The organism is Bifidobacterium samirii, from assembly GCF_003952945.1.
GTDB classification, from domain to species: domain Bacteria; phylum Actinomycetota; class Actinomycetes; order Actinomycetales; family Bifidobacteriaceae; genus Bifidobacterium; species Bifidobacterium samirii.
Genome location: NZ_QXGK01000014.1, coordinates 12,238 through 36,966, shown reverse-complemented (window position 1 = coordinate 36,966; position 24,729 = coordinate 12,238). Strand labels below are relative to the sequence as shown.

Genomic DNA, 24,729 nt, shown 5'->3' with positions numbered 1-24,729 from the left:
CGGCAAAGGACGGCAATCATCGACCTGCGGCCGACGCAAACCGGCGCACGCCATCGCGTGCGCGGCGCACCCGACGCAGCATTCGACGCACGAAAGGGACTCCCATGACCCACGGCACCACGCGCGGCGACGCCCCGCAGAGCGCAGCCCCCAAGCAAGGCGACACGGCCAAGCAGGATGCGGCAACCACCGAAGGCGGCCTGGAACGGCGGATGGAATCACGCCACCTGACGATGATCTCGCTGGGCGGCGTCATCGGCACGGGCCTGTTCGTCAGCTCCGGCTACACGATCGCGCAGGCCGGCCCGATCGGCGCGATCATCGCGTACGCGGTCGGCTCGCTGCTCGTCTACTGCGTCATGGTGTGCCTGGGCGAACTGTCCGTCGCGATGCCGTACGCGGGCAGCTTCCACCTGTACGCGAAGCGCTTCATCGGCCCCGGTACCGCGTTCACGATCGCGATCCTGTACTGGCTCAACTGGGCGGTGGCGCTCGCGTCCGAGTTCACGGCGGCGGGGATGCTGATGCAGCGCTGGTTCCCCGGGTCGCCGAGCTGGGCGTGGTCGGCGGTGTTCATCGCGGTCGTGTTCGCGTTGAACATCCTGTCGGTGCGGCTGTATGGCGAGGCGGAGTTCTGGTTCGCGTCGATCAAGGTCGTGGCGATCGTCGCGTTCATCGTGATCGGCCTGCTGGCGATCTGCGGCGCGATGCCGATCGCCGGCTATGACGAGGCGCCGCTGCTGCGCAACTTCACCGCCGACGGCTGGTTCCCCAACGGCATCGCACCGGTGTTCTCGACGCTGCTGACGGTCGTGTTCGCGTTCTCCGGCACGGAGGTCGTGGGCGTCGCGGCCGGCGAGACGAAGGATCCGGACAAGGCGATCCCGAAGGCGGTGCATACGACGGTGCTGCGTCTGGCGATCTTCTTCATCGGTTCGATCGCGGTGATGGCGGCGCTGATCCCGTGGCACGAGTCGGGCGTGGACACGAGCCCGTTCGTGCTGGTGTTCCAGTCGATCGGCATGCCGTTCGCCGGCGACGTGATGAACTTCGTGGTGCTGACGGCCGTGCTGTCGGCGGCGAACTCGGGCCTGTACGTGTGCTCGCGCATGGTGTGGTCGCTGGCGAAGGAGGGGCTGATCCCGGCCCGGTTCGCGCGCACCAACTTCCGCGGCGTGCCGGTGTGGGCGGTGCTGTTCTCGATGGCCGGCTCGCTGCTGGCGCTGCTCAGCTCCGTGGTGGCGGCTTCGACCGTGTACCTGGTGCTGGTGGCCGTGTCCGGTCTGGCGACGCTGGTGGTGTGGTTCTCGGTGTGCGTGTGCCATGTGCGGTTCCGCCGCGAGTGGGCCGCGTCGGGGCACGGCGTGGACGAGCTGGGCTACCGTGCGCCCGGATATCCGGTGCTGCCGTGGCTGGCGATGGCGATGTGCGTGGGGGCGCTGGTGCTGGTCGTGCTCGACGAGACGCAGCGTTCGACGCTGTACTGCATGATTCCGTTCGTCGCGCTGTGCTACCTCGCCTATCATCTGCTGGAGCGCCGTCGCCGCCGATGACGCTGCGCAGCAAGCGGGTGGGCGGGAATTCACGTTCCCGACCGTAGGCTTGGCCGAACGGCCTTGAGTGTGTCGGGAACGCGAATCCCCGCCCACCCGCGTCCCGAACGGATCGTCCGCGTACGATGCCGCCCACCCGCGTCCCGAACGGCCGGCCACCTGTCAGGCACGCCGGTAGACTAGGCAGAATGAGTCCTGAAGCCCTGAGCGAACTGATTTCGCGTATTGCCCATGAACTGGTCGAGTCCGGCAAGGCCGGCAATCTGACCGCCGATCTGATCCCGCCCGTCGAGAAGCTGACCGTGATGCGCCCGAAGGATCGCGCGCACGGCGACTGGGCGTCCAACGCCGCGATGCAGCTGGCCAAGAAGGCCGGCATGAAGCCGCACGACCTGGCCGAGCTGTTCGCCGCCGGCCTGACCGCCGCCGAAGGCGTCAGGTCCGTCGAGGTCGCCGGCCCCGGCTTCATCAACATCACGCTCGACTCCGCGTCCGCCGCGGCCGTCGTCGACCAGGTGCTCGCCGCCGAGACGGACGAGCGCGGCATCTCCACGTTCGGCAAGAACGCGCATCTGGGCGGCGAGACCCTGAACCTCGAGTTCGTGTCCGCCAACCCGACCGGCCCGATCCACATCGGCGGCACCCGCTGGGCCGCGGTCGGCGACGCGATGGCCCGCGTGCTGGAGGCCAACGGCGCCAAGGTCGTGCGCGAATACTACTTCAACGACCACGGCGAGCAGATCAACCGCTTCGCCAAGTCGCTGGTCGCCGCGTGGGCGCGCATCAACGGGCTGGGCGAGCGCGGCTATCAGACCGACACCCCGTTCGACGGCTACAAGGGCGCGTACATCGACGAGATCGCGCAGCGCGTGCAGGACGAGGCCGCGGCCGACGGCGTCGACCTGCTGGCCCTGCAGCACGCCGACCAGGGCCTCACCGACGACGGCGAGGCGATCGGCGAGGCCGATTCCGAGCTGCGCGAGGAGTTCCGCAAGCGCGCCGTGCCGATGATGTTCGCCGAGATCCGCAAGTCGATGAAGGACTTCCGCGTCGACTTCGACGTGTGGTTCCACGAGAACAGCCTGTATGAGGACGGCGCCGTCGACCGCGCGATCGCCGAGCTGCGCGAACGCGGCGACATCTACGAGAAGGACGGCGCGATCTGGTTCGAGTCGACCAAGCACGGCGACGACAAGGACCGCGTCATCATCAAGTCGGACGGCAACTACGCGTACTTCGCCGCCGACATCGCCTACTACTGGAACAAGCGCCACCGCGACGCCGACCCGGCGGACGTGGCGATCTACATGCTGGGCGCCGACCATCACGGCTACATCGGCCGCATGATGGCGATGTGCGCCGCGTTCGGCGACAAGCCGGGCGAGAACATGCAGATCCTGATCGGCCAGCTCGTCAACGTGCTCAAGGACGGCAAGTCCGTGCGCATGTCGAAGCGCGCCGGCAACGTCGTCACGATCGACGATCTGGTCGAGGCGATCGGCACGGATGCGGCCCGCTATTCGCTGGCCCGCACCGACTACAACTCGCCGGTCGACATCGACCTGAACCTGCTGGCGTCGCATTCCAACGAGAACCCGGTGTACTACGTGCAGTACGCGCACGCCCGCTCCTGCAACGTGGACCGCAACGCGGCCGCCGCCGGCATCTCGCACGAGGGCGCGGACCTGGCGCTGCTCGACACCGAGGCGGACGGCGAGGTGCTGGCCGCGCTCGCCCAGTGGCCGGCCCAGCTGACCCAGGCGGGCGACCTGCGCGCCCCGCACCGCGTGGCCCACTATCTGGAGGACCTCGCGGCCACCTACCACAAGTGGTATAACGTGGAGCGCGTCGTGCCGATGGCCCTGACCGAGCCCGAGGAACGCGGCGACGAGGCGGCCCGCGAGGCGCTGCGCATCGCCAAGAACCCGGAGCCGGCGCGTGCCGCGGCCCGTTTGAAGCTCAACGACGCCGTGCGCGCGGTCATCGCCGCCGGCCTCGACCTGCTGGGCGTCGAAGCGCCCGAGCGCATGTGATCCGATTGGATCCGACCGTATCGGCGTAGCCGACGGAGGGTGGCCGACGCACGTCGCCGGCCACCCTCCGTCGTATCGGATGGCCGTCCGCCGGCCGTCCGCGACATGAATCGAACGTGAACCGAGAGACACGAGAGACAAGGAAGAAGGAAGGGCTTATGGCCATCACCCCGATCTGGCCGGCCGCGTCGGCGGTCGACGAGACGACCGGCGAACTGACGTTCCACGGCCGCAGCGCGTCTTCGCTGCTGGAGGAGTTCGGCTCGCCGCTGTACCTGATCGACACCGACGAGGTCGCCGCGCGCGCCCGCCGCTTCGCGAAGGCCGCGGCCGACGCGTTCCGCAACTCCACGACGCATGTGAGCTTCGCCGGCAAGGCGTTCCTGTCGAAGGAGATCGTGCGCATCGTGCTGGATGCGGGCCTGCTGGTCGACACGTGCACGATGGGCGAGATGCGCATCGCGCTCGCCGCGGGCGCGCCGGGCCGTCGTCTGGTGCTGCACGGCAACAACAAGTCGGATGAGGAGATCGCGCTGGCGATCGAGCAGGGGTTCGCGAAGATCGTCGTCGATTCGGCGGACGAGCCGGAACGCATCGCCGCGATCGCGCGCCGGATGGGCCGCCGTGCGCGCGTGATGCTGCGCGTCACGTCGGGCATCCACGCCGGCGGCCACGAGTACATCTCGACCGCGCACGAGGATCAGAAGTTCGGCGTGCCGCTGCTGCCGGCGGGCGCGGACGCCTCGGTCCTCGACGTGCTCGACGCACTGGACGGCGTGACGCCGGCCGGGTCGAACGCGCGCGTCGCCGAGCGTCGCGTCGAGGCGACCGCCGGTGACGCTGCCGCCGACGCCGACGCGACCGCCGCGTCGCCGTCGGGCCGCACGCTGCGCTACGACGTCAAGTATCCGTACGACCTGAGCGGCGAGGAGGTGTCCGACGCGGACCGCGCGCTCGCGGCCGCGATGGAGACCGTCGCCGACGGCCCGGCGATCGCGGTCCTCAAGTCGATCTGGGCGAACCAGGACGTGCTGGAGCTGGTGGGCGTGCATTCGCACATCGGCTCGAACATCCACGACGCGGACGCGTTCATCCAGGCCGCCAAGCGCATGATGCTCCTGCGCAAGACGTTCTACGCGACCGACGCGTACACGCTGCCCGAGGTCGATCTGGGCGGCGGCTACTCCGTCGCGTACACGGACGGCGAGGATTCGATGGACGTCGAGGCCGAGCTGGGCCGTCTGGCCGAGGCCGTGAGCGGCGTCAACCACGCGCTGGGCATGCCCGCGCCGACGATCTCGTTCGAGCCGGGCCGTTGGATCGTGGCGCCGGCCGGCGTGACCCTGTACCGGGTCGGCACGATCAAGCCGGTGCATCTGAGCGGCGACAACGCGCATCGCGCGGTCGACCGCGACGGCGAGCCGATCGACGTGCGCACGTACGTGTCGGTCGACGGCGGCATGAGCGACAACATCCGTCCGGCGCTGTACGGCGCCGACTACACGGTGCGGCTGGCGAACCGCCGCGGCGGCGACGAGTCGATGCTGGTGCGCGTGGTCGGCATGCACTGCGAGTCGGGCGACATCGTGATCCACGAGGACCGTCTGCCGGCCGACCTGCGCCGCGGCGACATCCTCGCGGTGCCGGTGACCGGCGCGTACGGCCGTACGATGGCGAGCAACTACAATCAGGCGCTCATCCCGGCGGTCGTGGCCGTGGGCGAGGCGGGCGCGCATGTGATGATCCGCCGGCAGACCGTCGACGACCTGCTGGCGCTCGACATGGGCTGATCCGCGCCGATCATCATGCCGGACAAGACGATGGGCCCCCTCGTGTAAGCGAGGGGGCCCATCGTTTCCTGGAATCGCCGGATGCGGGGCCGCTGGGGGTTGAGGAGTGGAGGGGCCCCGGGGATACCCGCCGCGCGGCGAAGTGCGAAGGCCCCGTGAGACCGGTCCCGGGACGGTTCGGGGCCGGCCTCACGCGGGCCGTGCATGGCGTGCGGTTACGCCTTGGGGGTCGCGGTGCCGACCTTCGCGCCGGCGACGACGGCGCCGTCGCTCAGGACGGTGAGCCGTGCGACCTTCTTCGGCTTGGTGAACGCGACGATGACGTCGGTGCCCTTGCCGGCCTGGCGGATCGCCGGCCAGTCGACCGTGACGACCGGTTCGCCGGCGGTCACCTTCTGTCCCTTGGAGACGAGCACGGAGAACGGCTTGCCTTCCAGCTGGACCGTGTCGATGCCGATGTGGACGAGCACCTCCATGCCGCTGTCGGTGGTGATGCCGACCGCGTGGGACGTGTTGGCCACGAGCGTCACCGTGCCGGCGACCGGCGCGACGACCATCGACGACGAGGGTGTGACCGCGAATCCGTCGCCGAGGATCTTCGACGCGAACGTCTCGTCCGCGACTTCGGTGATCGGCTTGATCGCGCCGTCGACGGGGGCGACGACCGTCTCACCTGCCGGGGTCGGCGTCGCGGCCGGCTTCGGCGATGCCGCCGGCCTGACCGGCGTGGCGGGCTTGGCGGTCGGGGCCGCCGCTACGCTTTTGGGGCCGCACCACCTCCGATGACCGGCTTGCCGTGGATGGCCTCCATCGCGTCGGCGACCGCCTGCACCTGCGTACCGACGATGATCTGCACGTTCTTCTTGTCGAGGACCTTGACGCCCGGCACGCCGGACTTGCGGATCGCCTCGACGTCGACCTTGGAGGAGTCGACGACGCCCATGCGCAGACGGGTCACGCAGTTCTCGATCTCGGTGACATTGGCGTGGCCGCCGAGCGCGGCGTACAGGGTGGCGGCCAGCGCGGCGTACTTGTCGTCGCCCGCGGCGGTCGCGGTCGGGGATTCGACGGTCTCCTCGTCGTCACCGCGGCCCGGGGTCTTCATGTCGAACTTGCGGATCACGAAGTCGAACACGAAGTAGTAGATGACGGCGAACACGAGGCCTTGCACGATCAGCATGAACGGCAGATTGGCGGCCGGCACCTTGAGCGACAGGAACCAGTCGATGAAGCCGGCGGAGAAGTTGAAGCCGGCGATCCACTGGAACGAGGCGGCCAGGAACACCGAGATGGCGGTGAGCACGGCGTGCACGACGTACAGCGGGAAGGCGGCGAACATGAAGGAGAACTCGAGCGGTTCGGTCACGCCGGTCAGGAACGCGGCGGCCGCGCCGGCGAGCATCAGGGAGCCGACGGCCTTCTTGTTCTGCGGCTTGGCGTTCTTCCAGATGGCCAGCGCGCCCGCGGGCAGGCCGAACATCATGATCGGGAAGAAGCCGGCCTGGTAGATGCCGGTCACATACTCACCGAACGGGTGGAAGCCCCAGCCCTGGGCGATGACGGCACCGGACGCCGGGTCGGCGCTGTTCCAGAACTTGGTGATGTCGTCGATGCCGGCGAGGTTGAACCAGAACACGTTGTTGAGCGCGTGGTGCAGGCCGGTCGGGATGAGGAGGCGGTTGAAGAACGCGTAGATGCCTGCGCCGACCGCGCCCAGGCCCATGATGGACTCGCCGAACGCGACGAGCGCGCCGTAGACGACCGGCCAGACGAACAGCAGAAGCAGCGAGATGACCGACATGGTGACGGCGGTCAGGATCGGCACGCAGCGGCGGCCGGAGAAGAACGCCAGAAAGTCGGGCAGCTTCGTCTTGGAGAACCGGTTGTACAATGCGCCGGCGATACAGCCGACCATGATGCCGAAGAACACGTTCTTGTTGCCGATGGCGCCGGGCGCGAAGGCCGGGTGCTCGGTGGCGACGGTCTCGGCATCGAAGCCCAGGAACATCGAGGCGGAGCCCATGATCGTCGTGACGGTCAGGAAGCCGACGAGCGCGGACAGTGCCGAGGCGCCGTCCTTGTCGCGGGCCATGCCGATGGCGACGCCGACGGCGAACAGCAGGCCGAGATTGTCGAGGATCGCCGAACCGGTCTTGCACAGGTATGCGGAGACGACGTTGTTGCCGCCCCAGCCGCTCGGATCGATCCAATAGCCCAGACCGAGGAAGATCGCCGCAGCGGGCAGGCAGGCGACCGGCAGCATGAGCGCCTTGCCGAGCCTCTGGATGTACGCTTTCATTTCCAACCCTTTCAAACCAGAATGTGGTGTCCGGCGATGAGTGTCTCTTTCTTGATGTGTGTGCGGCCCGGCATGCCGTTCGCCGTCGAACGGAACGCTGCGCCCATCCTTGGGCGCCTTGCACGGTGCAGGGGGCTCTCCTCATCGCTCTATCGTCCATGGTAGGGCATGTCCACCGCTCCGATATGCCATTAATTAAGAAAGTTTTCTTAAAATCGATGTCTGCTGGAAGATAAATAGTCCCAAAGCATTACTGCCGCCTCAAAACCGGTTGACAAGATGTCGGAAAACTATTTATGTAAAGATAGTTTCCTATTGGCGTGTCGGATTCGGTCCGTAGGATGGTGAAGGAACGGTAAACATCGCCGGCCGGCGATCGGCCGCAACGAAAGGAAGCCTCGTGACGCAACCGAACGAAACCCCCATCCGCGTGGGCCTGCTGGGTGCGGGAACCGTCGGATCGCAGACCGCGCGCCTGCTCGTCGAACAGAAGGACGAGCTCGCCGCCCGCATCGGCCGCCCGATCGAACTGACCGGCGTGGCCTGCCTCGACCCGAAGGAGACCGAACCGTACGCATGGATCGACCCGGCGATCGTGACCACCGACACCATGTCGGTCGCGACGAACGCCGACATCGTCGTCGAACTCATCGGCGGCACCGGCGCGGCGCGCACGTTCGTGATGGCCGCCATCGAATCCGGCGCGTCCGTCGTCACCGCCAACAAGGCGCTGCTGGCCAAGTACGGCCCCGAGATCTACGCCGCCGCCGAAGCCAAGGGCGTCGACGTGTACTTCGAAGCCGCCGTCGGCGGCGCGATCCCGTTCCTGCTGCCGCTGCGCGAATCCCTCGCCGGCGACAAGGTGACCAGCATGCTCGGCATCGTCAACGGCACCACCAACTACATCCTCGACGAGATGACCACGAAGAGCCTGCAGTTCGACGACGTGCTGCGCGACGCCCAGGCCAAGGGCTACGCCGAGGCCGACCCGACCGGCGACATCGAAGGCCACGACGCGGCCAACAAGGCCGCCATCATGGCCACGCTCGGCTTCCACACCAACATCACCATCGACGACGTGTCCGTCGAAGGCATCACGAAGATCACCGCCGACGACATCGCCGCGGCCGCCGCCGAACACAAGGTCATCAAGCTGCTCGCCGTCGTCGAGAACGGCGAGGCCGGCGTCTCCGCGCGCGTCTACCCGGCGCTCATCCCCGACACCCACCCGCTCGCCTCCGTGCACGGCTCCTTCAACGCCGTGTTCGTCAAGGCCGAAGCCGCCGACGACCTCATGTTCTACGGCCGCGGCGCAGGCGGCGCGCCCACCGCGTCCGCCGTCGTCGGCGACATCGTCACCGAAGCCCGCCACATCGCCGCCGGCTGCACCGGACCGTCGATCCCGATGTACAACAAGCTGCCCAAGGCGCCGATCGAAGCCAGCCGCGCCGCGTTCGCCGTGCGCTTCCTCATCCACGACAAGCCCGGCGTGCTCGCCGCGATCGCCCGCGAATTCGCCGACAACGGCGTCTCCATCAACGGCGTCAACCAGGACCTCAAGCCCACGATGCACGAACCCGGCTACGACGGCGAACTCCAGCAGCTGCGCATCGTCACCCACCTGACCGACGAGGTCACGCTGCGCCGCACCGTCGACGCCGTGTGCCGACTCGACTGCGTGACCGGCGAACCGTCCATCCTGCGCGTGCTCGACTGAGCCGCACCGCCGGCCACCGGCACGCCATAGCGACATCCCCTCCGATTCCCGCGGGAATCCCCGGCAACCGCCGGGTGCGAGGGGGTTTCTTAGTTTTCGGAGGAAAGAAGAAATGGAAGCGATCTGCAGGCAGGTCAAGGTCCGCGTCCCCGCCACGAGCGCCAACCTGGGCTCCGGCTTCGACACCGTCGGCCTCGCCCTCGACTACCACGACGAACTCACGTTCACCATGTGCGCCGACCCGTCCAACCGCGCCGCCCAGGTGCTCATCTACGGCGAAGGCGAGAACACGCTGCCACGCGACGAGACCCACCTCGTCGTCTCCACGTTCCGACGCGCCTGCCAGACGCTCGGACTCGGCCGCGTCGGATTCATCCTCGAAGCGCACAACAACATCCCGCAGGCGCGCGGCATGGGCTCGTCCGCCGAGGCGATCGTCGCCGGCATCGCCGCCGCGGCCGCATTCGCCCACGACGACGACCTCAACCGCGACGCCGTCTTCGAAATGGCCGCCGCCATCGAAGGCCACCCCGACAACGTCGCCCCGGCCGTCTACGGCGGCATGACCGTCTCGTGGAACCTCGACACCGCCGAAGGCGTTGGCTCCATCCCGATCCCCGGCGGCGAACCGCTCCACGGCGGCTTCCACACCGTGCGCTACAAGGTCGACCCGCAGATCCACGCGTCCGTGTTCGTGCCCGACTACGAGCTGTCCACCGAAAAGGCGCGCCAGGCCCTGCCCGAAACCATCGCCCACCGCGACGCGATCTTCAACGTGTCGCGCGCCACGCTGCTCGCCGCCGCGATGAACCCCGGCGCGCTCGCCGGCGCATCCGACCCCAACGCGCTGCTGTACGCCGCCACCCAGGACCGACTCCACCAGCCGTACCGCAAGAACCTCATGGCCCCCTCGTGGGACCTCATCAGCCTGCTGCGCTCCAAGGGCTACGCGGCGATGGTGTCCGGCGCCGGCCCATGCGTGCTCGTGCTGCACTACGGCGACGCGTCCGACGCGATCGAACAGGTCGTGGGAGAGCGGCTCGCGCTCGGCTCGTGGAAGGTGCTCCACCTGCCGATCAACACGCGCGGCGTCGAAATCGAACGCCGGTAGACCTGCCGCCGGTCGGCTGCGGCTGCGGTCAGCCGGCCGTCAAAACGGAACCTATGGCCTCACGGAACCACGGAATCCACGAAGAACAGGAGCAACGCATGGCGATCCCCGTCGTCCTCGCATCCAAGTCCAAGCCGCGCCGCGACGTGCTGTACTCGGCTGGCGTATGCCCCACCATCCGCGTCTCGCACGTCGACGAGCCGGCCGCGCTGGAGGCGGCCGCCGCGGCGACCGGCCGCGACGTCGCCGACCTGAGCGTCGAGGAACGCGTCATGATCCTCGCCGAAGCGAAGGCCCAGGCCGTCCACCGCGCCTACCGCGACGTCGCCGACACGGCCGCCGCGGCGACGGGCGAGCGCGTCATCGCGTATCCGCTGCGCGCCGACGCGCTCGCCGACGATGACGGCGGCGACGATGATGCGGCTGCGGCGGGTGCCGACGTTTCCGCCGTCGCCGGCGCCGCGGCCGACGCGGCCGACGGCGGGCCGAACGCGACGACGCGCGACTTCTCCGGCATCGACATGCCGACCGTCGTCGAGCCGATCGGCAACGTCGTGATGATGCAGCCGGGACTGACGCGCGCCGAAGTCGGGCCGGTCATCATCGGCTGCGATTCGATGTTCCTGATGGACGGCGAATGCTATGGCAAGCCGCACAGCGTCGACGTGGCGCGCGAGCGCCTGCGCGCGATGCGCGGCAACGACGGCGAACTGTGGACCGGCCACTGCGTGATCGACTTCGCGACCGGGCGCGTGGCCCGCGGGGCCAGCCGCGCCACGCTGCACTTCTGCGACTACAGCGACCGTGACATCGAACGCTATCTGGCGACCGGCGAACCGCTCGAAGTGGCCGGATCGTTCACGCTCGAAGGGTTCGGCGGCGCGTTCATCGACGGGATCGAAGGCGACCCGCACGGGATCATCGGCATCAGCCTGCCGCTGCTGCGGCGCCTCACCGGCGAACTCGGCATCGAATGGACCGACCTGTGGAACCGTGCGTTCGGCGAGGACTCGCCCGGCGGCAAGGCCGACCCGGCGGGTCTGGTCCCGCCTGCGGAGAACGTGCATCAGCCCGGTGACGGCTGGGTCGACTGCGCGTGCGGACGACGGCATTGGGGCGTGAACGGCGCGTCCGGCATCCTGCTTGCCCGCCGCGACGAGACTACCGGGGCGGTGACGCACGTCGTCATGCAGCATCGCGCCGCGTGGAGCGCCGAAGGCGGCACGTGGGGCATCCCCGGCGGCGCGTCGTCCGACGGCGAATCGCCGATCGAGGGCGCGCTGCGCGAAGCGTACGAGGAGGCCGGCATCGACCCGGCCGCGATCGACGTGGTCGGCTCCTACCGCGAGGACCACGGGCCGTGGGCGTACACCACCGTGTTCGCGTTCGAGAAGCCCGGCCGCCATGTCGAACCGCACGCCAACGACGACGAAAGCATGGAGATCGCCTGGGTGCCGATCGACGAGGTGCCGAACCGGAAGCTGCTCACCGCGATGCGGACCGACTGGCCGCGCTTCGCCGCCCGGCTCGAGGCGCTGGCCGCCGGCCGCTGAGTTACGGATTGCGACGCTGACGGGTCATGTTGTGTCGCAATCCGCATAGGAATCCCGACGGACTTGCGGATTGCGACACCGGGGACCTGTTCTGCGTCGCAATTCGTAAGATATTCGTCCCGTTTGTGCAGATTGCGACGCTGGGAACCCGTGTAGCGTCGCAACTCGTATGATTCCGGACCATCCTGTACAGATTGCGACGCTGACAGGGTGTGTTGCGTCGCGATCCGTAAGTTCCCATTGGTCCATGTGCAGATCGCGACGCCGGCGGGTCATGTTGCGTCGGGACTTGTCGGGACCTGTATGGGAATGCCGACGGATGTGAGGGTTTCGACGCGGGAACGTCAGCTGTGCCGATGACATGAGGGCTGGTGGGACGTCTGTGACCGGGCGGAGTACCCCCATACACGGCGACACGCCCGGATTGGTCATACAGGACGGGGGATAGGTCCTGAAACCGGGGTTAATCGAGGAGCATCGTGCGTTCTGTATGACCAATCCGGGCGTGTCGCCCGTCGGGGAAGGTCCCGATTCATCCCGGCCCGCCGATCCGCTGATTCCTTCCCGCCATCGGCCCTCCCCGACCTCATCCCGGCGGACGATGCCCATCGCTGCCGTCATCCCGATGCCCGATGGCCGGCCGTGTTTGCCGCACGTACGCTCGCCATCATGAGCACTACGAACCCGTATCCCGCCGCGCCGCTGCTGGCCGCCGCGGGCCTGACCATGGACTACTCGGCCGCGCCCGCCGCATCCGTCGGCGCGAAGGCCGGCCGCAACGCCGTACCCGTCGCATCCGCCTCGCCCGGCACCGTCGGCCCCGCAGCCGTCCCCGCCGGGACGATGCCGGGGCTGTCCGGCATCCCGGCCGCGCCGCACACGCTCGCGCTCGACCACGTCGACTTCACGCTGGGCGACGGCGAGACGGTCGCCGTCATGGGACCGTCCGGTTCCGGCAAATCGACGCTGCTGCACGCGCTCGCCGGCATCATCCGACCCACCGCCGGCACGGTCGCGTTCCGCGGCGCCGACCTAGGCGCGATGAGCGACGCGCAGCGTACCGCCCTGCGCCGCGGCGCGTTCGGATTCGTGTTCCAATCCGGCCAGCTGCTGCCGGAACTGCCGGCCGTCGAGAACATCGCCCTGCCGATGATGCTGGGCGGCGTCGGCTACCGCGAGGCGACCGACGCGGCGATCCTGTGGCTGGAACGGCTCGGCCTGCGCCATCTCGCCGGCCAGCGTCCCGGCGAGATGAGCGGCGGCCAGATGCAGCGCATCGCGATCGCCCGCGCGCTGGCGGTCCGCCCCGCCGTCGTGTTCGCCGACGAGCCGACCGGCGCGCTCGACCAGGCCACCGGCCGCGACGTCATGGCGATCCTCATGGAGGCGGCGCGTGCGAACGGATCCGCGGTCGTCGTCGTCACGCACGACCCGAACGTCGCCGCGTTCTGCTCGCGCACCGTCATGATGCGCGACGGCCGGCTCGACGGCGGTCCGTACGCACCGACGCCGTCATCCCCGAAGTCCCCGTCATCCCCGGCGGCCGCCGCCGACCCGTTCACCGCGCAGCCGGCCGACCCCGGCCGCGGCTGGATCGGAGGCGAGCGATGAACGCGTTCGCCCTATGGCGCCTGTTCCACCGGCCCGGCGTGCGCCGCGACGCCGGCGACACGTCCGTGCTGGCCGTCGTCGCGTTCGCCGCCGCCACCGCGATCTTCCTGACCGTGCTCGGCGGCGTGCACGGGTTCGTCTGGCGAGCCTCGCCCGACCACACGCTGTCCTGCCTGGTCAGCGACGCGACGTGCGCTCCCGGCACGCTCGCCGCATGGAACCGCCGTCTCGTCGACCCGCACGATCCGGCGATGTACGCGTCGAGCTACGTGATGCTCGCCGCGTTCGCCTGCCTGATGCTCGTCGTCCCGTTCGTCTCCCTCGCCGGCTCGGCCGCGCGCTTGGCCGCGTCCCGCCGCGACGCGCGCCTCGCCGCGCTGCGTCTGGCCGGCGCGACCACCGCGCAGGTGACCGGCCTGACCGCGCTCGACGCGGCCGGTCAGGCGCTCGTCGGCGCGCTCATCGGCATCGTCGGCTATCTGGCCGTCATGCCGGCGATCATGATGCTGAACTTCCAGAACCAGCGGTTCACATTCGCCCAGCTGTGGGTCGGCACGCCGGTGCTGGTCGGCGTGCTCGCCGGCGTGACGATCATCGCGCTCGTGTCCGCGCTGGTGACGCTGCGCCGCGTCGCGATCACGCCGCTGGGCGTGACCGCGCGCGTCCGCCGCCCGCTGCCGGCCCGCTGGCGTCTGATCGCGTTCGTCGCCGTGATGGCGGTGGCGGTCGTCGCGTTCCAGAACCTCGGCATGTTCGTCATGCTGGACGAGGCGGCCGTGTACGCGGTCGTGTTCGGATTCATGTTCCTGTGCTTCGCGATGATGAACGTGGTCGGCTCGTGGGTGGTGGCCGTGCGCGCCAAGGCCAAGGCACGCCGCCCGAAGGACGCGGCCACGATGATCGCCGCGCGTCGCATCCTCGACGATCCGAAGCGCGCGTGGCGCAATGTGTCCGGCATCGCGCTCGCCGTGTTCGTCGCCGGCATCACGTCGGTGTGCGCGCTGCTCGGATCGGGCGGCGACGGCGGTTCGGGCGGGGCCGGGGCCGCCGGAGTCGCCGGGTCTGCGGCGGCCGACCCGTCGCTGCTGTTCGTGCGCGACATCGGCACCGGCGGCCTGCTGACGCTCGTGTTCGCCGCCGTGCTCGCCGCGGTCGGCTCCGGCGTGATGCAGGCCGGCAGCGTCGTCGACCAGGCCGACTCGTACCGGATGCTCATCCTGGAGGGCATCGACCGGGCGACGCTCGACCGCGCGCGGTTCATCGAGGTGCTGACCCCGCTCAACACGGTCGTCGTCGTGGCCGGCGGCTGCTCGATGCTGCTCATGTTCCCGCTGTTCGCCGCGTCGATGACGAATCCGGTGACGTTGGCCGGGTTCGCCGGCGGACTGGCGCTGTGCTACGCGCTCGTCGCCGTCGGCGCGTTCGCGTCGAACCGCGTCGCCGCCGCCCTCGGCGTCGCCGGCGGCCGCGCCGACGACTGACCGGCTGGCTGCCCGACTGGCTACCTAACCGGTTGGCCGACTGACCGGCCGGCCGTTGCGTCGCAATCCGTACGATTCCGTCGGTTCCGCTACAGGTTGCGTCGCCGGCGGCCCGTGTTGCGTCGCAATCCGCATGATTCCGGATGGTTGCATGCAGGTTGCGACGCTGACGGGGTGAGTCGCGTCGCAATCTGTACGTTCTCGCCGACTTCCGTACGGATGGCGACGCTGATGGCCCATGTTACGTCGCAATCGGTAAGATTCCGTCGGCTCCGATGCGGGTTGCGACGCTGATGATGCCGCCGTATCGTGTGACTGGCCGGTCGGGATATCGGGCAGGCGGATGACGACCATGGGAGCGGGTGCCGATTGGACTCGGGCGAGACGCGCCCGGGTTGGTCACACGAAACGGGGGATAGGTCCGGGAATCGGGGCGAATCGAGGGGCAACCTGCGTTCCGTATGACCAATCCGGGCGCGTCGCCCCGGCGGGAGGCTCCCGGATAGGGGCTCGTCGCCCACACCGCCGGCCCGGCTCCGACTCAGCTGAGCAGGGCGGCGATGACGGCGATGAAGACCGGGCTGGTGAGCGTGGAGATGAGGATGCCGTCGCGCGCGAACGTGAGGCCCACGTTGTAGCGGGCCGCATAGTTGTACACGTTCTGACCGGTCGGCAGGGCGGCGAGCACGACGCACGCGTACAGCACGTCGCCGCGGAAGCCCATCACGAAGTAGGCGAGCAGGAATGCGATCACCGGCATCACCAGGTTCTTGAGCACGGCGACCGTCATCACGGCCGGCACGTCCGCCTTCTTCTGCAGCGGCCTCGTGCCGTGCAGGGACATGCCGAACGCCATCAGGATCATCGGCACGGCGGCCTGGCCGATCATGTTCACCGGGTCGTACAGGAAATCGGGGATGAACCAGCCGGTCGACGAATGCACGACCGACAGCACGATGCCCATCAGCGAGCCGATCAGCAGCGGCTGATGCAGCGGCTGGGTGAGGATCGCGCGCGCCGAGACGCGGCCCTTCGTCGTCACGTCCAGCGCCGTCAGGCCGATCGGCGTGAACAGCGCCTGCTGCATGACCAGGATCGGCGCCACCAGCGCGCCGTTGCCGAGGATGTACGTCGCGATCGGCAGGCCGATGTTGTTCGAATTCAGATACAGTGAGTTGAGCGCGCCGATGATCGCATCCGCCGCACCCATATGGAAGAACAGCCGGTTGAGGATCAGGAACACGGCGCCCACGAGCATCGCCGAGAAGAACGCCACGACGATCGACGAATGGAAGATGTCGAAGATCGGCTCCTTCGACAGGATCGCGAACATGAGGCACGGGCTGCACACGAAGAAGCTGAAACGGTTGAGCACCATCTGTGCGTCAGGTCCGCCGATGCGCATGCGCGCCGCGACATAGCCCGTCGCGATCACGATGCCGATCACGCAGAACCCCTCCATCGCACTCAACAACCCCGGCATGACCCGCTCCCTTCCATCACTCGTCCATCGCTTCCCGTCGAACCGACCCGCACCATCATGGCACCGCCGTTGACATCGCCGCCGGACCGTCTCACCACGTAGGAGGGCAGGGCGGTCCGGCGGTGCGGCCGCCGCCATCGGCGTCGCAATCTGTACGGAAACCGGCGGAACATTACGGATTGCGACGCAAAACGGGGCGTTAGCGTCGCAATCTGGTCATCGGACAGGATTCTCATGCGGATTGCGACGCAAAACGGGCCGTCAGCGTCGCAATCCGCATACGACAGGCGGGAATCTTACCGATTGCGACATGAGAGGGGATTGGCGGGGCGGCGTCGGTATGGAAACCGATGATCTGTACGGGTTGTGACGGATTACGACGCGACGCAGGCCGTCAGCGTCGCGATCCGTTTACCCGTGGGGATTCATGTACAGGTTGCGACGCAACGCACCCCGTTAGCGTCGCAATCTGCATATGGGCGGTGCGGACGTTACGGATTACGACGCGAAACGGAGCGTCAGCGTCGCAGTCTGTATACGGGCGGCGCGGACGTTACAAATTGCGACGCAACACGGGCCGGCGGCGTCGCAATCCGTTCATCCGTACGGGTCGGCCGGCGGATCGGCGCAGACGGACGGACCGTCTCACCACGTAGGCGGGCGGGGCGGCCCGTGCCGCGGCCCGCCTACGATGGGACGCATGACAGACGCCACCACCAACACCCTCGCCCTGCAGACCGTCCGCGAGATCGGATTCGACAAGGCGACGGCGACGCGCGCGCAGGCGCTCGCCGCACTCACCGAACAGCTCATGGCCTCGTATTCGGTCAGCGACGACGAAGGACCGCTCACCGACGCGGTCGAACGGTTCCTCCAGGCCCAGCCGCATCTGACCGTCCGCCGCCACGGCGACACGATCGTCGCGTCGACCGCGTTCGGACGCGAGCGCCGCGTCATCCTCGCCGGCCATCTCGACGTGGTGCCGGTGATCGACAACTTCCCGCCGCGCTGGCTGGAGCCGGGCGATCCGCTGATCCGCGAGGATGTGGCGGCGGCGTTCCCGCACGACCGCGTGATGTGGGGACGCGGCGCGACCGACATGAAGGCGTCGGATGCGGTGATGCTGTATCTGGCGGCGGTGCTGGACGACGTGGCGGTGCGTCCGCGCTACGACCTGACGTACGTGTTCTACGACCATGAGGAGGTCGTGGCGGAGAAGAACGGCCTGAGGAAGGTCGTCGAGGCGCATCCGGATTGGATCGAAGGCGATTTTGCGATCATCGGCGAGCCGACGGACTGCGGCATCGAGGGCGGCTGCAACGGCACGATGCGCTTCGACGTGGTCGCGCACGGCACGGCGGCGCATTCGGCGCGTGCGTGGATGGGCGACAACGCGATCCACAAGGCGGGGGAGATCCTGCGCCGGCTGGCCGCGTACGAGCCGGCGGACGTGCCGGTGGACGGCCTGACGTACCGGGAGGGCGTGAACGCGACGCTGATCTCGGGCGGCAAGGGCACGAACGTGATCCCGGACGAGTGCCGCGTGCACGTCAACTACCGGTTCGCGCCGGACAAGACGCTGCCGGAGGCGAAGGCGCTGATGATGGGCGCGGACTGCGGCGCCGAACTGGGCAACGGCGAGCATACGGCCACGGGCGGCATGTTCGAGGGCTTCGGCATCGAGATGAAGGACGAGTCGCCGTCGGCGCGTCCGGGCATGGATTCGCCGCTGGCCGCGTCGCTCTCCAGGCTGGTGCGCGAGCGCACGGGGCGCGAGCCGCTCGCCAAGCTGGGGTGGACGGATGTGGCGCGCTTCGCGATCCTGGGCATCCCGGCCGTGAACCTGGGTGCGGGTAGCCCGCTGCTGGCCCACAAGCACGACGAGCAGCTCGCCGAATCGGAGCTGACGCTGATGGCCGACATCCTCGGTGAGTGGCTGGTCGCCGGCGAGTGAACGTCGGTGAGTCGCCTGCGGACGGTGGCCGCCCGTGGCCGGCGGTCCGCCGCCGCTGGTGACCCACCGTCAACATCCGGTCGATTGTTGTGCCATACTTAGTGGTGGCGGTTCTGCAAGCCGCCGCAGCATCCGATGGCGTCGATCCCCCTGCGCGCAAGTTCGACCTCCGCAGGGCCGGTGTCCGCCGTCGTGGCATTGACTTTTTGACCGGTGCTTTGTACGGGCGCAACCGATGCGCGGCCACGGTGAGAGCGTGGTGTGACAGCCGTGCGGGCTTGACAGAGGGCGGGGCGATTGCAGCGCGCCGTCGAGGAGCATTGTGCCCAGTGTGAATAACGAGGGGCTCGGCGAAGCCGCAGCCGCAGATACCGTCGCATCCGAATCCGCTTCTTCCGCGGCCGCGTCCCCGGCGCCGCGTCGCCGTCGCGGCGGCCGTCGCGTCGTGCGTGGCGCCGGTGCCGCCGGCGCCGCCGTAGAGATGACCGTCCAGGAGCATACGCCGCTGTTCGCCGAGCCGCGCGTGCCGGTGCTCGACCCGCCGGCCCCGCCGGCCGCGCCGTCGCGCCGCGCGTCCGCCGCGTCGTCTGCGTCCGCCGATCGCGACGCCGACGCGTCCGAGGACCGTCCGTCCGCCGCGTCGCCGGAGTCGGGCGACGAGGAGCGTCCGACCCGCACCCGCCGTCGCACGCGCGCGTCGCGTGCCGCCGACGAGGCTCGCGACGAGTCCCGTGACGAGTCGCCGCGCGAGGACGACGAGCCGGCCGTGCGCACCCGTTCGCGTCGTCGTACGGCGTCCGCCGACGAGACGTTCTCGTCGCGCGAGGAGACGGTCGACGACATGCCGCGCAACATCCGTCCGATGACGTCGCTGCTGTTCCAGGAGCCGGTGATCGTCGCCCGTCCGTCGCGCGACGACGAGGACGACGAGGTCGAGGAGACGCCGCGACGCCGTCGTTCCCGTCGCGCCGCCGCCGACGACGATCGTGCGGAGCGCGCCGAACGCCCGTCCCGGTCCTCCCGCGCGTCCCGCGACGCGCGCGACGACGACCGTGACGACGACCGCCGCAACGACCGTAACGACCGTGACGACGATCGCGCCGACGACCGCGCATCCCGCGACACGCGCGACGATCGCGACGATCGCGACGCCGACGAGGCGCGCGAGGAGCGCCCGTCGCGTCGCTCCCGCCGTCGCCGCGCATCCGCATCCGCGTCCGACGATCGTCGCGAGAGCGCCGAGTCGCCGCGCGACGACCGCGCCGACGACCAGTCCGCCGACGCCGACGAGCGTGACGGCCGCGCGGCCGACCGCGGCGAGTCGGACGGCGAGACGTCCGGCCGCTCGCGCCGTTCGCGCCGTCTGAACGCGCAGGAGCGCCGCGCCGCCGCCGAGGTCGAGCAGATCGAGGAGGACCTCGAGCTCGACGAGATCACGTACGCGCCGATCACCGAGGAGGATCTGAGCGAAGGCCCGACGCGTTCGCGCCGTCGCCGTCGCCGCGGCGCCAAGAACGAGGCGGAGCGCGAGGCCGAGGTCGTCGAGGAGCTCGTCGAGCAGGTCGTCGAGGGCGAGGACGCGTCGCGTCGCCGCCGCGGCGAATCGGAGGGCGAGGACGAGGATTCGACCGTCACCCGCCGTCGTCGCCGTCGTCGCTCCCGTTCCGGCGAGGAGCCGGCCGAGGAGGCGACGCCGCGTCGTTCGCGCAAGCAGCAGTACATCGACGAGATCACCGACATCGAGGGGTCGACGCGACTCGAGGCGAAGAAGCAGCGCCGCCGCGACAACCGTCGCGAGCGCAGCCGCCAGTCGCAGCTCATGGAGCAGGATTTCCTCGCGCGCCGCGAGAAGGTCGAGCGTCTGATGGTCGTGCGCGAGCGCGGCCGCCACACGCAGATCTCCGTGATCGAGGACAACGTGCTCGTTGAGCACTACGTGTCCGACATCCAGGAGGTCGCGACCGTCGGCAACGTGTATCTGGGCCGCGTGCAGAACGTGCTGCCGAGCATGGAGGCCGCGTTCGTCGACATCGGCCAGGCGCGCAACGGCGTGCTGTACGCGGGCGAGGTCAACTGGGACGCGACGCGTCTGGAGGGCCAGCCGCGCCGCATCGAGCTGGCGTTCAAGTCCGGCGACCCGGTGCTCGTGCAGGTCACCAAGGATCCGATCGGCCACAAGGGCGCGCGTCTGACGTCGCAGGTCACGCTGGCCGGCCGCTTCCTCGTGCTCGTGCCGTCCGGCGGCATGACGGGCGTGAGCCGCAAGCTGTCGGAGCGTGAGCGCAGCCGTCTGAAGAACATCGTCTCCAAGATCGCGCCGAAGGACATGGGCGTGATCATCCGCACGGCCGCCGAGGGCGCGTCCGAGGAGGCGATCGTCAAGGACCTGGAGAACCTGGTGCGCCAGTGGGAGCGCATCTGCGCCAAGCGCGACGAGTTCTGGCACGGCCGTCGCCCCAAGCTGCTGCAGGGCGAGCCGGACGTGGCGATCCGCGTCGTGCGCGACATCTTCAACGACGACTTCACCCGGATGATCGTCGAGGGCGACAAGGTGTACGAGCGCATCGAGGAGTACCTCGAGACGATGGCCCCGGACCTGCGCGACAAGCTGGAGCGCTGGGATCCGGCCGAGCACGAGGGCAAGGACGTGTTCGACCGCTGGCAGATCGACTCGCAGCTGCGCAAGGGCATGGAACGTCAGGTGTACCTGCCGTCGGGCGGCTCGATCGTCATCGACCGCACCGAGGCGATGACCACGATCGACGTGAACACCGGCCGGTTCATCGGCAAGGGCAAGTCGCTGGAGGAGACGGTGACGCGCTGCAACCTGGAGGCGGCCGAGGAGATCGCCCGCCAGCTGCGCCTGCGCGATATCGGCGGCATGGTGATGATCGACTTCGTCGACATGGTCATGCCCGCCAACCGCGACCTGGTGCTGCGCCGGCTGGTCGAATGCCTGGCGCGCGACCGCACCAAGCATCAGGTGGCCGAGGTGACGTCGCTGGGTCTGGTGCAGATGACGCGCAAGCGCATCGGCCAGGGCCTGGTTGAGGCGTTCTCGGAGGAGTGCCCGACCTGCAAGGGCCGCGGCTTCATCCTGCACGAGGATCCGACCGTGAGCGCGGACTACGACGATCCGTACGCGCTCAAGGGCGGCGACCCGTTCGTCAAGACCAACAAGCACGGCCGCGGCTCCGACGTGCAGGTGCCGCAGGGCTCCTCCGCGGACGTCAAGGCCAAGTTGGCGCAGATCGCCGCGGCCGCGGTCGCCGCGACCGGCGTCGACGACTGACGGGAACGCCGGCGGCGGCCTGCGGTCATGCGATGACCGTGTACGGCCGTCCGCCGGCTGGGGAGCGGGCCGACCCGCTCGACGACTCCGATCCCGGCGGCGCCGCACCCGCTTCGGTGGGCGGCGCCGCGACGGCGTCCAGACAGCATGCGGACGCCGTATGTACGCCATTCGGACGCGTGTCGGACTCCGGTCCGCGGGAATCCCGGGCGTGTCCCGGATGCGCCGCGGACCGTGGCGTGTCGCACTTGACACGCCGGGGTTTGACTTGCGTTAGTACAGGGGTCGGTGTACGTTAGATAGTCGGTGTCTGACCAGCGGCTTGCGTGCGTCAGGCAAGTAGCTTTATAACACCATAAAAAGGAATTGAGCATGTACGCGATTGTGAAGGCCGGTGGCCATCAGGAAAAGGTCGAGGTCGGTGACGTGATCCTCGTGAACCGTCTCGACGCCAAGAAGGGCGACACCGTGGAGTTCCCGGTGGCCCTCGTCGTCGATGGCGCCCAGGTCACCATGGCCGCCGCCGATCTGGCGAAGGTGTCCGTCAAGGCCGAGGTTGTTGACGACGAGGCCAAGGGCCCGAAGATCAACATCATGAAGTACAAGAACAAGACCGGCGTCGCCCGTCGCAAGGGCCACCGCCAGCCGCTGACCGCCGTCAAGATCACGGCGATCGCCTGAAACCAGGCCTAGCTAGCACCGAAAGGAACAGATCATGGCACATAAGAAGGGCGCATCCAGCTCTCGCAACGGTCGCGATTCTAACGCGCAGTACCTCGGCGTGAAGAAGTTCGGCGGCGAGGCCGTCGTGGCCGGCAACATCATCGTCCGCCAGCGTGGCACCAAGTTCCACCCGGGCGCCAACGTCGGCATGGGCAAGGACCACACCCTGTTCGCCCTGGCCGACGGCTCCGTGAAGTTCGGCGTCCGCCGCGACCGCAAGGTCGTCGACGTCGTCGCCGCCTGAGTCCGATAGGACCAGGGTTCACGACAGTCTTCCAAGGCTTCGCAAGGCCGCACCGCGCATCCGCCGGTGCGGCCTTCTTTCGTATACGGCCCTCTGCACGCCCCGCGATATCCCCGAATCCTCCCCGGGCGTAGGGCGTCCGGGCCATCACCCCCAATCTGTACAGTGGAGAACCATGAGTGATTTTGTGGATCGAGTGACCGTCCATGTGAAGGGCGGCGACGGCGGCAACGGCTCCGCCGGCATCAAACGAGAGAAGTACAAGCCGCTGGCCGGCCCCAACGGCGGCAACGGCGGCGACGGCGGTTCGGTCGTCTTCGAGGCGACCCGCAACGCCAACAGCCTCCTCGACTACCGCTTCATGCCGCATCGCAGCGCCGGCAACGGCACGATGGGCCTGGGCGACACCAAGGACGGCTCCAAGGGCGACGACCTGATCCTGCCCGTGCCGGTCGGCACCGTCATCTTCGAGGCGAAGGGCCCGCAGGGCGCCGCCAAGCAGCCCGGCGAACAGCTCGCCGACCTGCGTCATGAGGGCGATCGTTTCGTCGCCGCGGCCGGCGGCGCGGGCGGCCTGGGCAACGCGGCGCTGGCGAACCGCACCCGCCGCGCCCCCGGCTTCGCGCTCCTGGGTGAGCTCGGCGAGGAACGCGACGTCATCCTCGAACTCAAGTCCATCGCCGACGTGGCGCTCGTCGGCTTCCCGTCGGCCGGCAAGTCCAGCCTCGTCGCCTCCATCAGCGCCGCCAAGCCGAAGATCGCCGACTACCCGTTCACGACGCTCGTGCCGAACCTCGGCGTCGTCATGGCCGGCGACGCGCGCTACACGATCGCCGACGTGCCCGGCCTGATCCCCGGCGCCTCGCAGGGCAAGGGCCTCGGCCTCGAATTCCTGCGCCACATCGAACGCACCGAGATCATCGCGCACGTGATCGACTGCGCCACGCTCGAACCCGACCGCGACCCCGTCGCCGACTACGAGGCGCTCGAACACGAGCTGGCCGTCTACGCCGACCAGCTGGAACTGCCGCTGGGCGCCATCCCGATCCCGGAACGCCCGCGCATCATCATCCTCAACAAGGTCGATGTGCCCGAGGCGAAGGAACTCGCCGAATTCGTGCGCCCCGACTTCGAGAAGCTCGGCTTCAAGGTGTTCGAGATCTCCACCGCCTCGCACGCCGGCCTCAAGGAACTCAGCTTCGCGCTCGCCGCGATGGTCGCCGACATGCGCCAGGAGGTCGCCCGCCGCGAGCAGGCCGAGGAGGAGTCGCGCGTCGTCATCAAGCCGCTCGAGACCGCGGCCCGCCGACGCCGCCGCGCCGACGAATCCGGCAACATGCTCGAATTCACCGTCGAACGCAAGGAGAACGCCGACGGCGAATTCTGGTTCGAAGTGCTCGGCACCAAGCCCGAACGCTGGGTCATGCAGACCAACTTCGACAACGACGAGGCCGTCGGCTACCTCGCCGACCGTCTCGCCAAGCTCGGCGTCGAGGACGAGCTGCGCCGCAAGGGCGCCAAGCCCGGCGACGAGGTGCGCATCGGCCGCGGCAACCGCATGGTCGAATTCGACTGGGATCCGGCCATCGCCGCCGGCGCGGAGATGCTCGACGGCGCCCAGCTGGGCGCGCGCGGCAAGGACCTGCGCCTCGCCGGCGACGAGCCGGGCGGACGCCGCCGCACCAACGCGGAACGCCGCCGCCAGTACCACGAGATGATGGACGCCCGCGCCGCCGTGCGCGAGGCCATGATGGCCGAACGCGCCGCCGGCCACTGGGCCGACCCGTCCATCGACGACGACCGCCACGACGAGACCAGCCTCTTCGGCCGCGGCGAATAACCCGCGACCGCCGCAATCCGGACGCCTCCCTCACGCGAGGGAGGC

16 protein-coding genes and 2 pseudogenes are annotated in these 24,729 nt (G+C 69.0%); 15 read left to right on the top strand and 3 right to left on the bottom strand.

Translation table 11 applies throughout. The features are described from left to right. The first annotated feature begins 212 nt into the window (after window positions 1-212). The 3 genes from D2E24_RS07225 (at window position 213) to D2E24_RS07215 (ending at window position 5,376) form a co-directional block, all read left to right on the top strand. Window positions 213-1,553, top strand: a complete 1,341-nt coding sequence (locus D2E24_RS07225; RefSeq protein WP_241222913.1) for an amino acid permease — start codon at window positions 213-215, stop codon at window positions 1,551-1,553. Between the two features lie 188 nt (window positions 1,554-1,741). Then, on the top strand, window positions 1,742-3,586 hold the full coding sequence (gene argS, locus D2E24_RS07220) for an arginine--tRNA ligase (RefSeq protein ID WP_125968670.1): 1,845 nt from the start codon (window positions 1,742-1,744) through the stop codon (window positions 3,584-3,586). Window positions 3,587-3,744: 158 nt separating this feature from the next. After that, window positions 3,745-5,376, top strand: a complete 1,632-nt coding sequence (locus tag D2E24_RS07215; protein WP_125968669.1) for a diaminopimelate decarboxylase family protein — start codon at window positions 3,745-3,747, stop codon at window positions 5,374-5,376. A 215-nt stretch (window positions 5,377-5,591) separates the two neighbouring features. Here D2E24_RS07215 and D2E24_RS07210 read toward each other — a convergent pair whose 3' ends face one another. Continuing rightward, complete coding sequence (locus D2E24_RS07210) at window positions 5,592-6,008, bottom strand: PTS sugar transporter subunit IIA (RefSeq protein ID WP_241222912.1); 417 nt, start codon at window positions 6,006-6,008, stop codon at window positions 5,592-5,594. Here D2E24_RS07210 and D2E24_RS10625 point away from each other — a divergent pair. Further along, on the top strand, window positions 5,890-6,162 hold the full coding sequence (locus D2E24_RS10625; protein WP_241222909.1) for a hypothetical protein: 273 nt from the start codon (window positions 5,890-5,892) through the stop codon (window positions 6,160-6,162). The genes D2E24_RS07210 and D2E24_RS10625 overlap by 119 nt on opposite strands. On the opposite strand, the gene nagE is transcribed toward D2E24_RS10625, so the two are convergent. Beyond that, the gene (gene nagE, locus D2E24_RS07205; protein WP_125968667.1) at window positions 6,131-7,675 is read right to left on the bottom strand and encodes an N-acetylglucosamine-specific PTS transporter subunit IIBC; all 1,545 of its coding nucleotides are present in this window, start codon (window positions 7,673-7,675) and stop codon (window positions 6,131-6,133) included. The two genes, D2E24_RS10625 and nagE, sit on opposite strands and share 32 nt — an antisense overlap. Window positions 7,676-8,075: 400 nt before the next feature. On the opposite strand from nagE, the gene D2E24_RS07200 reads away from it, so the two are divergent. From D2E24_RS07200 to D2E24_RS07180, 6 genes and pseudogenes are all read left to right on the top strand, one after another. After that, window positions 8,076-9,392: a homoserine dehydrogenase gene (locus tag D2E24_RS07200; protein WP_125968666.1), complete on the top strand. Its 1,317-nt coding sequence runs from the start codon at window positions 8,076-8,078 to the stop codon at window positions 9,390-9,392. A gap of 112 nt (window positions 9,393-9,504) precedes the next feature. Continuing rightward, complete coding sequence (gene thrB, locus D2E24_RS07195) at window positions 9,505-10,503, top strand: homoserine kinase (RefSeq protein WP_125968665.1); 999 nt, start codon at window positions 9,505-9,507, stop codon at window positions 10,501-10,503. Window positions 10,504-10,601: 98 nt separating this feature from the next. Beyond that, window positions 10,602-10,887, top strand: a pseudogene (locus tag D2E24_RS10815) (Maf family protein); the annotation flags it as partial. A 104-nt stretch (window positions 10,888-10,991) separates the two neighbouring features. Continuing rightward, window positions 10,992-12,056 (top strand): annotated as a pseudogene (locus D2E24_RS07190) (Maf family protein); the annotation flags it as partial. An 843-nt stretch (window positions 12,057-12,899) separates the two neighbouring features. Continuing rightward, window positions 12,900-13,667, top strand: coding sequence for an ABC transporter ATP-binding protein (locus tag D2E24_RS07185; RefSeq protein ID WP_420897487.1), 768 nt, complete (start codon window positions 12,900-12,902; stop codon window positions 13,665-13,667). After that, window positions 13,664-15,148, top strand: a complete 1,485-nt coding sequence (locus D2E24_RS07180; protein ID WP_125968663.1) for an FtsX-like permease family protein — start codon at window positions 13,664-13,666, stop codon at window positions 15,146-15,148. Before D2E24_RS07185 ends, D2E24_RS07180 begins: the two co-directional genes overlap by 4 nt. 541 nt (window positions 15,149-15,689) lie before the next feature. Here D2E24_RS07180 and D2E24_RS07175 read toward each other — a convergent pair. Further along, the gene (locus D2E24_RS07175) at window positions 15,690-16,631 is read right to left on the bottom strand and encodes an AEC family transporter (protein WP_125968662.1); all 942 of its coding nucleotides are present in this window, start codon (window positions 16,629-16,631) and stop codon (window positions 15,690-15,692) included. Window positions 16,632-17,331: 700 nt separating this feature from the next. Between D2E24_RS07175 and dapE the strand changes: the two genes are divergently transcribed. The 5 genes from dapE to obgE all read left to right on the top strand — a co-directional run bounded on the left by dapE (window position 17,332) and on the right by obgE (window position 24,684). Then, a complete protein-coding gene (dapE, locus tag D2E24_RS07170) occupies window positions 17,332-18,585 on the top strand; it encodes a succinyl-diaminopimelate desuccinylase (RefSeq protein WP_164521052.1) in 1,254 nt (417 codons plus the stop codon). Window positions 18,586-18,907: 322 nt separating this feature from the next. Then, window positions 18,908-21,877 carry an Rne/Rng family ribonuclease gene (locus D2E24_RS07165; RefSeq protein ID WP_125968660.1) on the top strand — a complete coding sequence of 990 codons (2,970 nt, stop codon included), beginning with the start codon at window positions 18,908-18,910 and terminating at the stop codon, window positions 21,875-21,877. A gap of 372 nt (window positions 21,878-22,249) precedes the next feature. Next, window positions 22,250-22,558 (top strand): 50S ribosomal protein L21, encoded by a 309-nt coding sequence (gene rplU / locus D2E24_RS07160; RefSeq protein ID WP_125968659.1) that lies wholly within the window; start codon window positions 22,250-22,252, stop codon window positions 22,556-22,558. 34 nt (window positions 22,559-22,592) lie between these two features. After that, on the top strand, window positions 22,593-22,844 hold the full coding sequence (rpmA, locus tag D2E24_RS07155) for a 50S ribosomal protein L27 (RefSeq protein WP_125968658.1): 252 nt from the start codon (window positions 22,593-22,595) through the stop codon (window positions 22,842-22,844). 175 nt (window positions 22,845-23,019) lie between these two features. Next, a complete protein-coding gene (gene obgE / locus D2E24_RS07150; protein WP_125968657.1) occupies window positions 23,020-24,684 on the top strand; it encodes a GTPase ObgE in 1,665 nt (554 codons plus the stop codon). Window positions 24,685-24,729 lie beyond the last annotated feature (45 nt).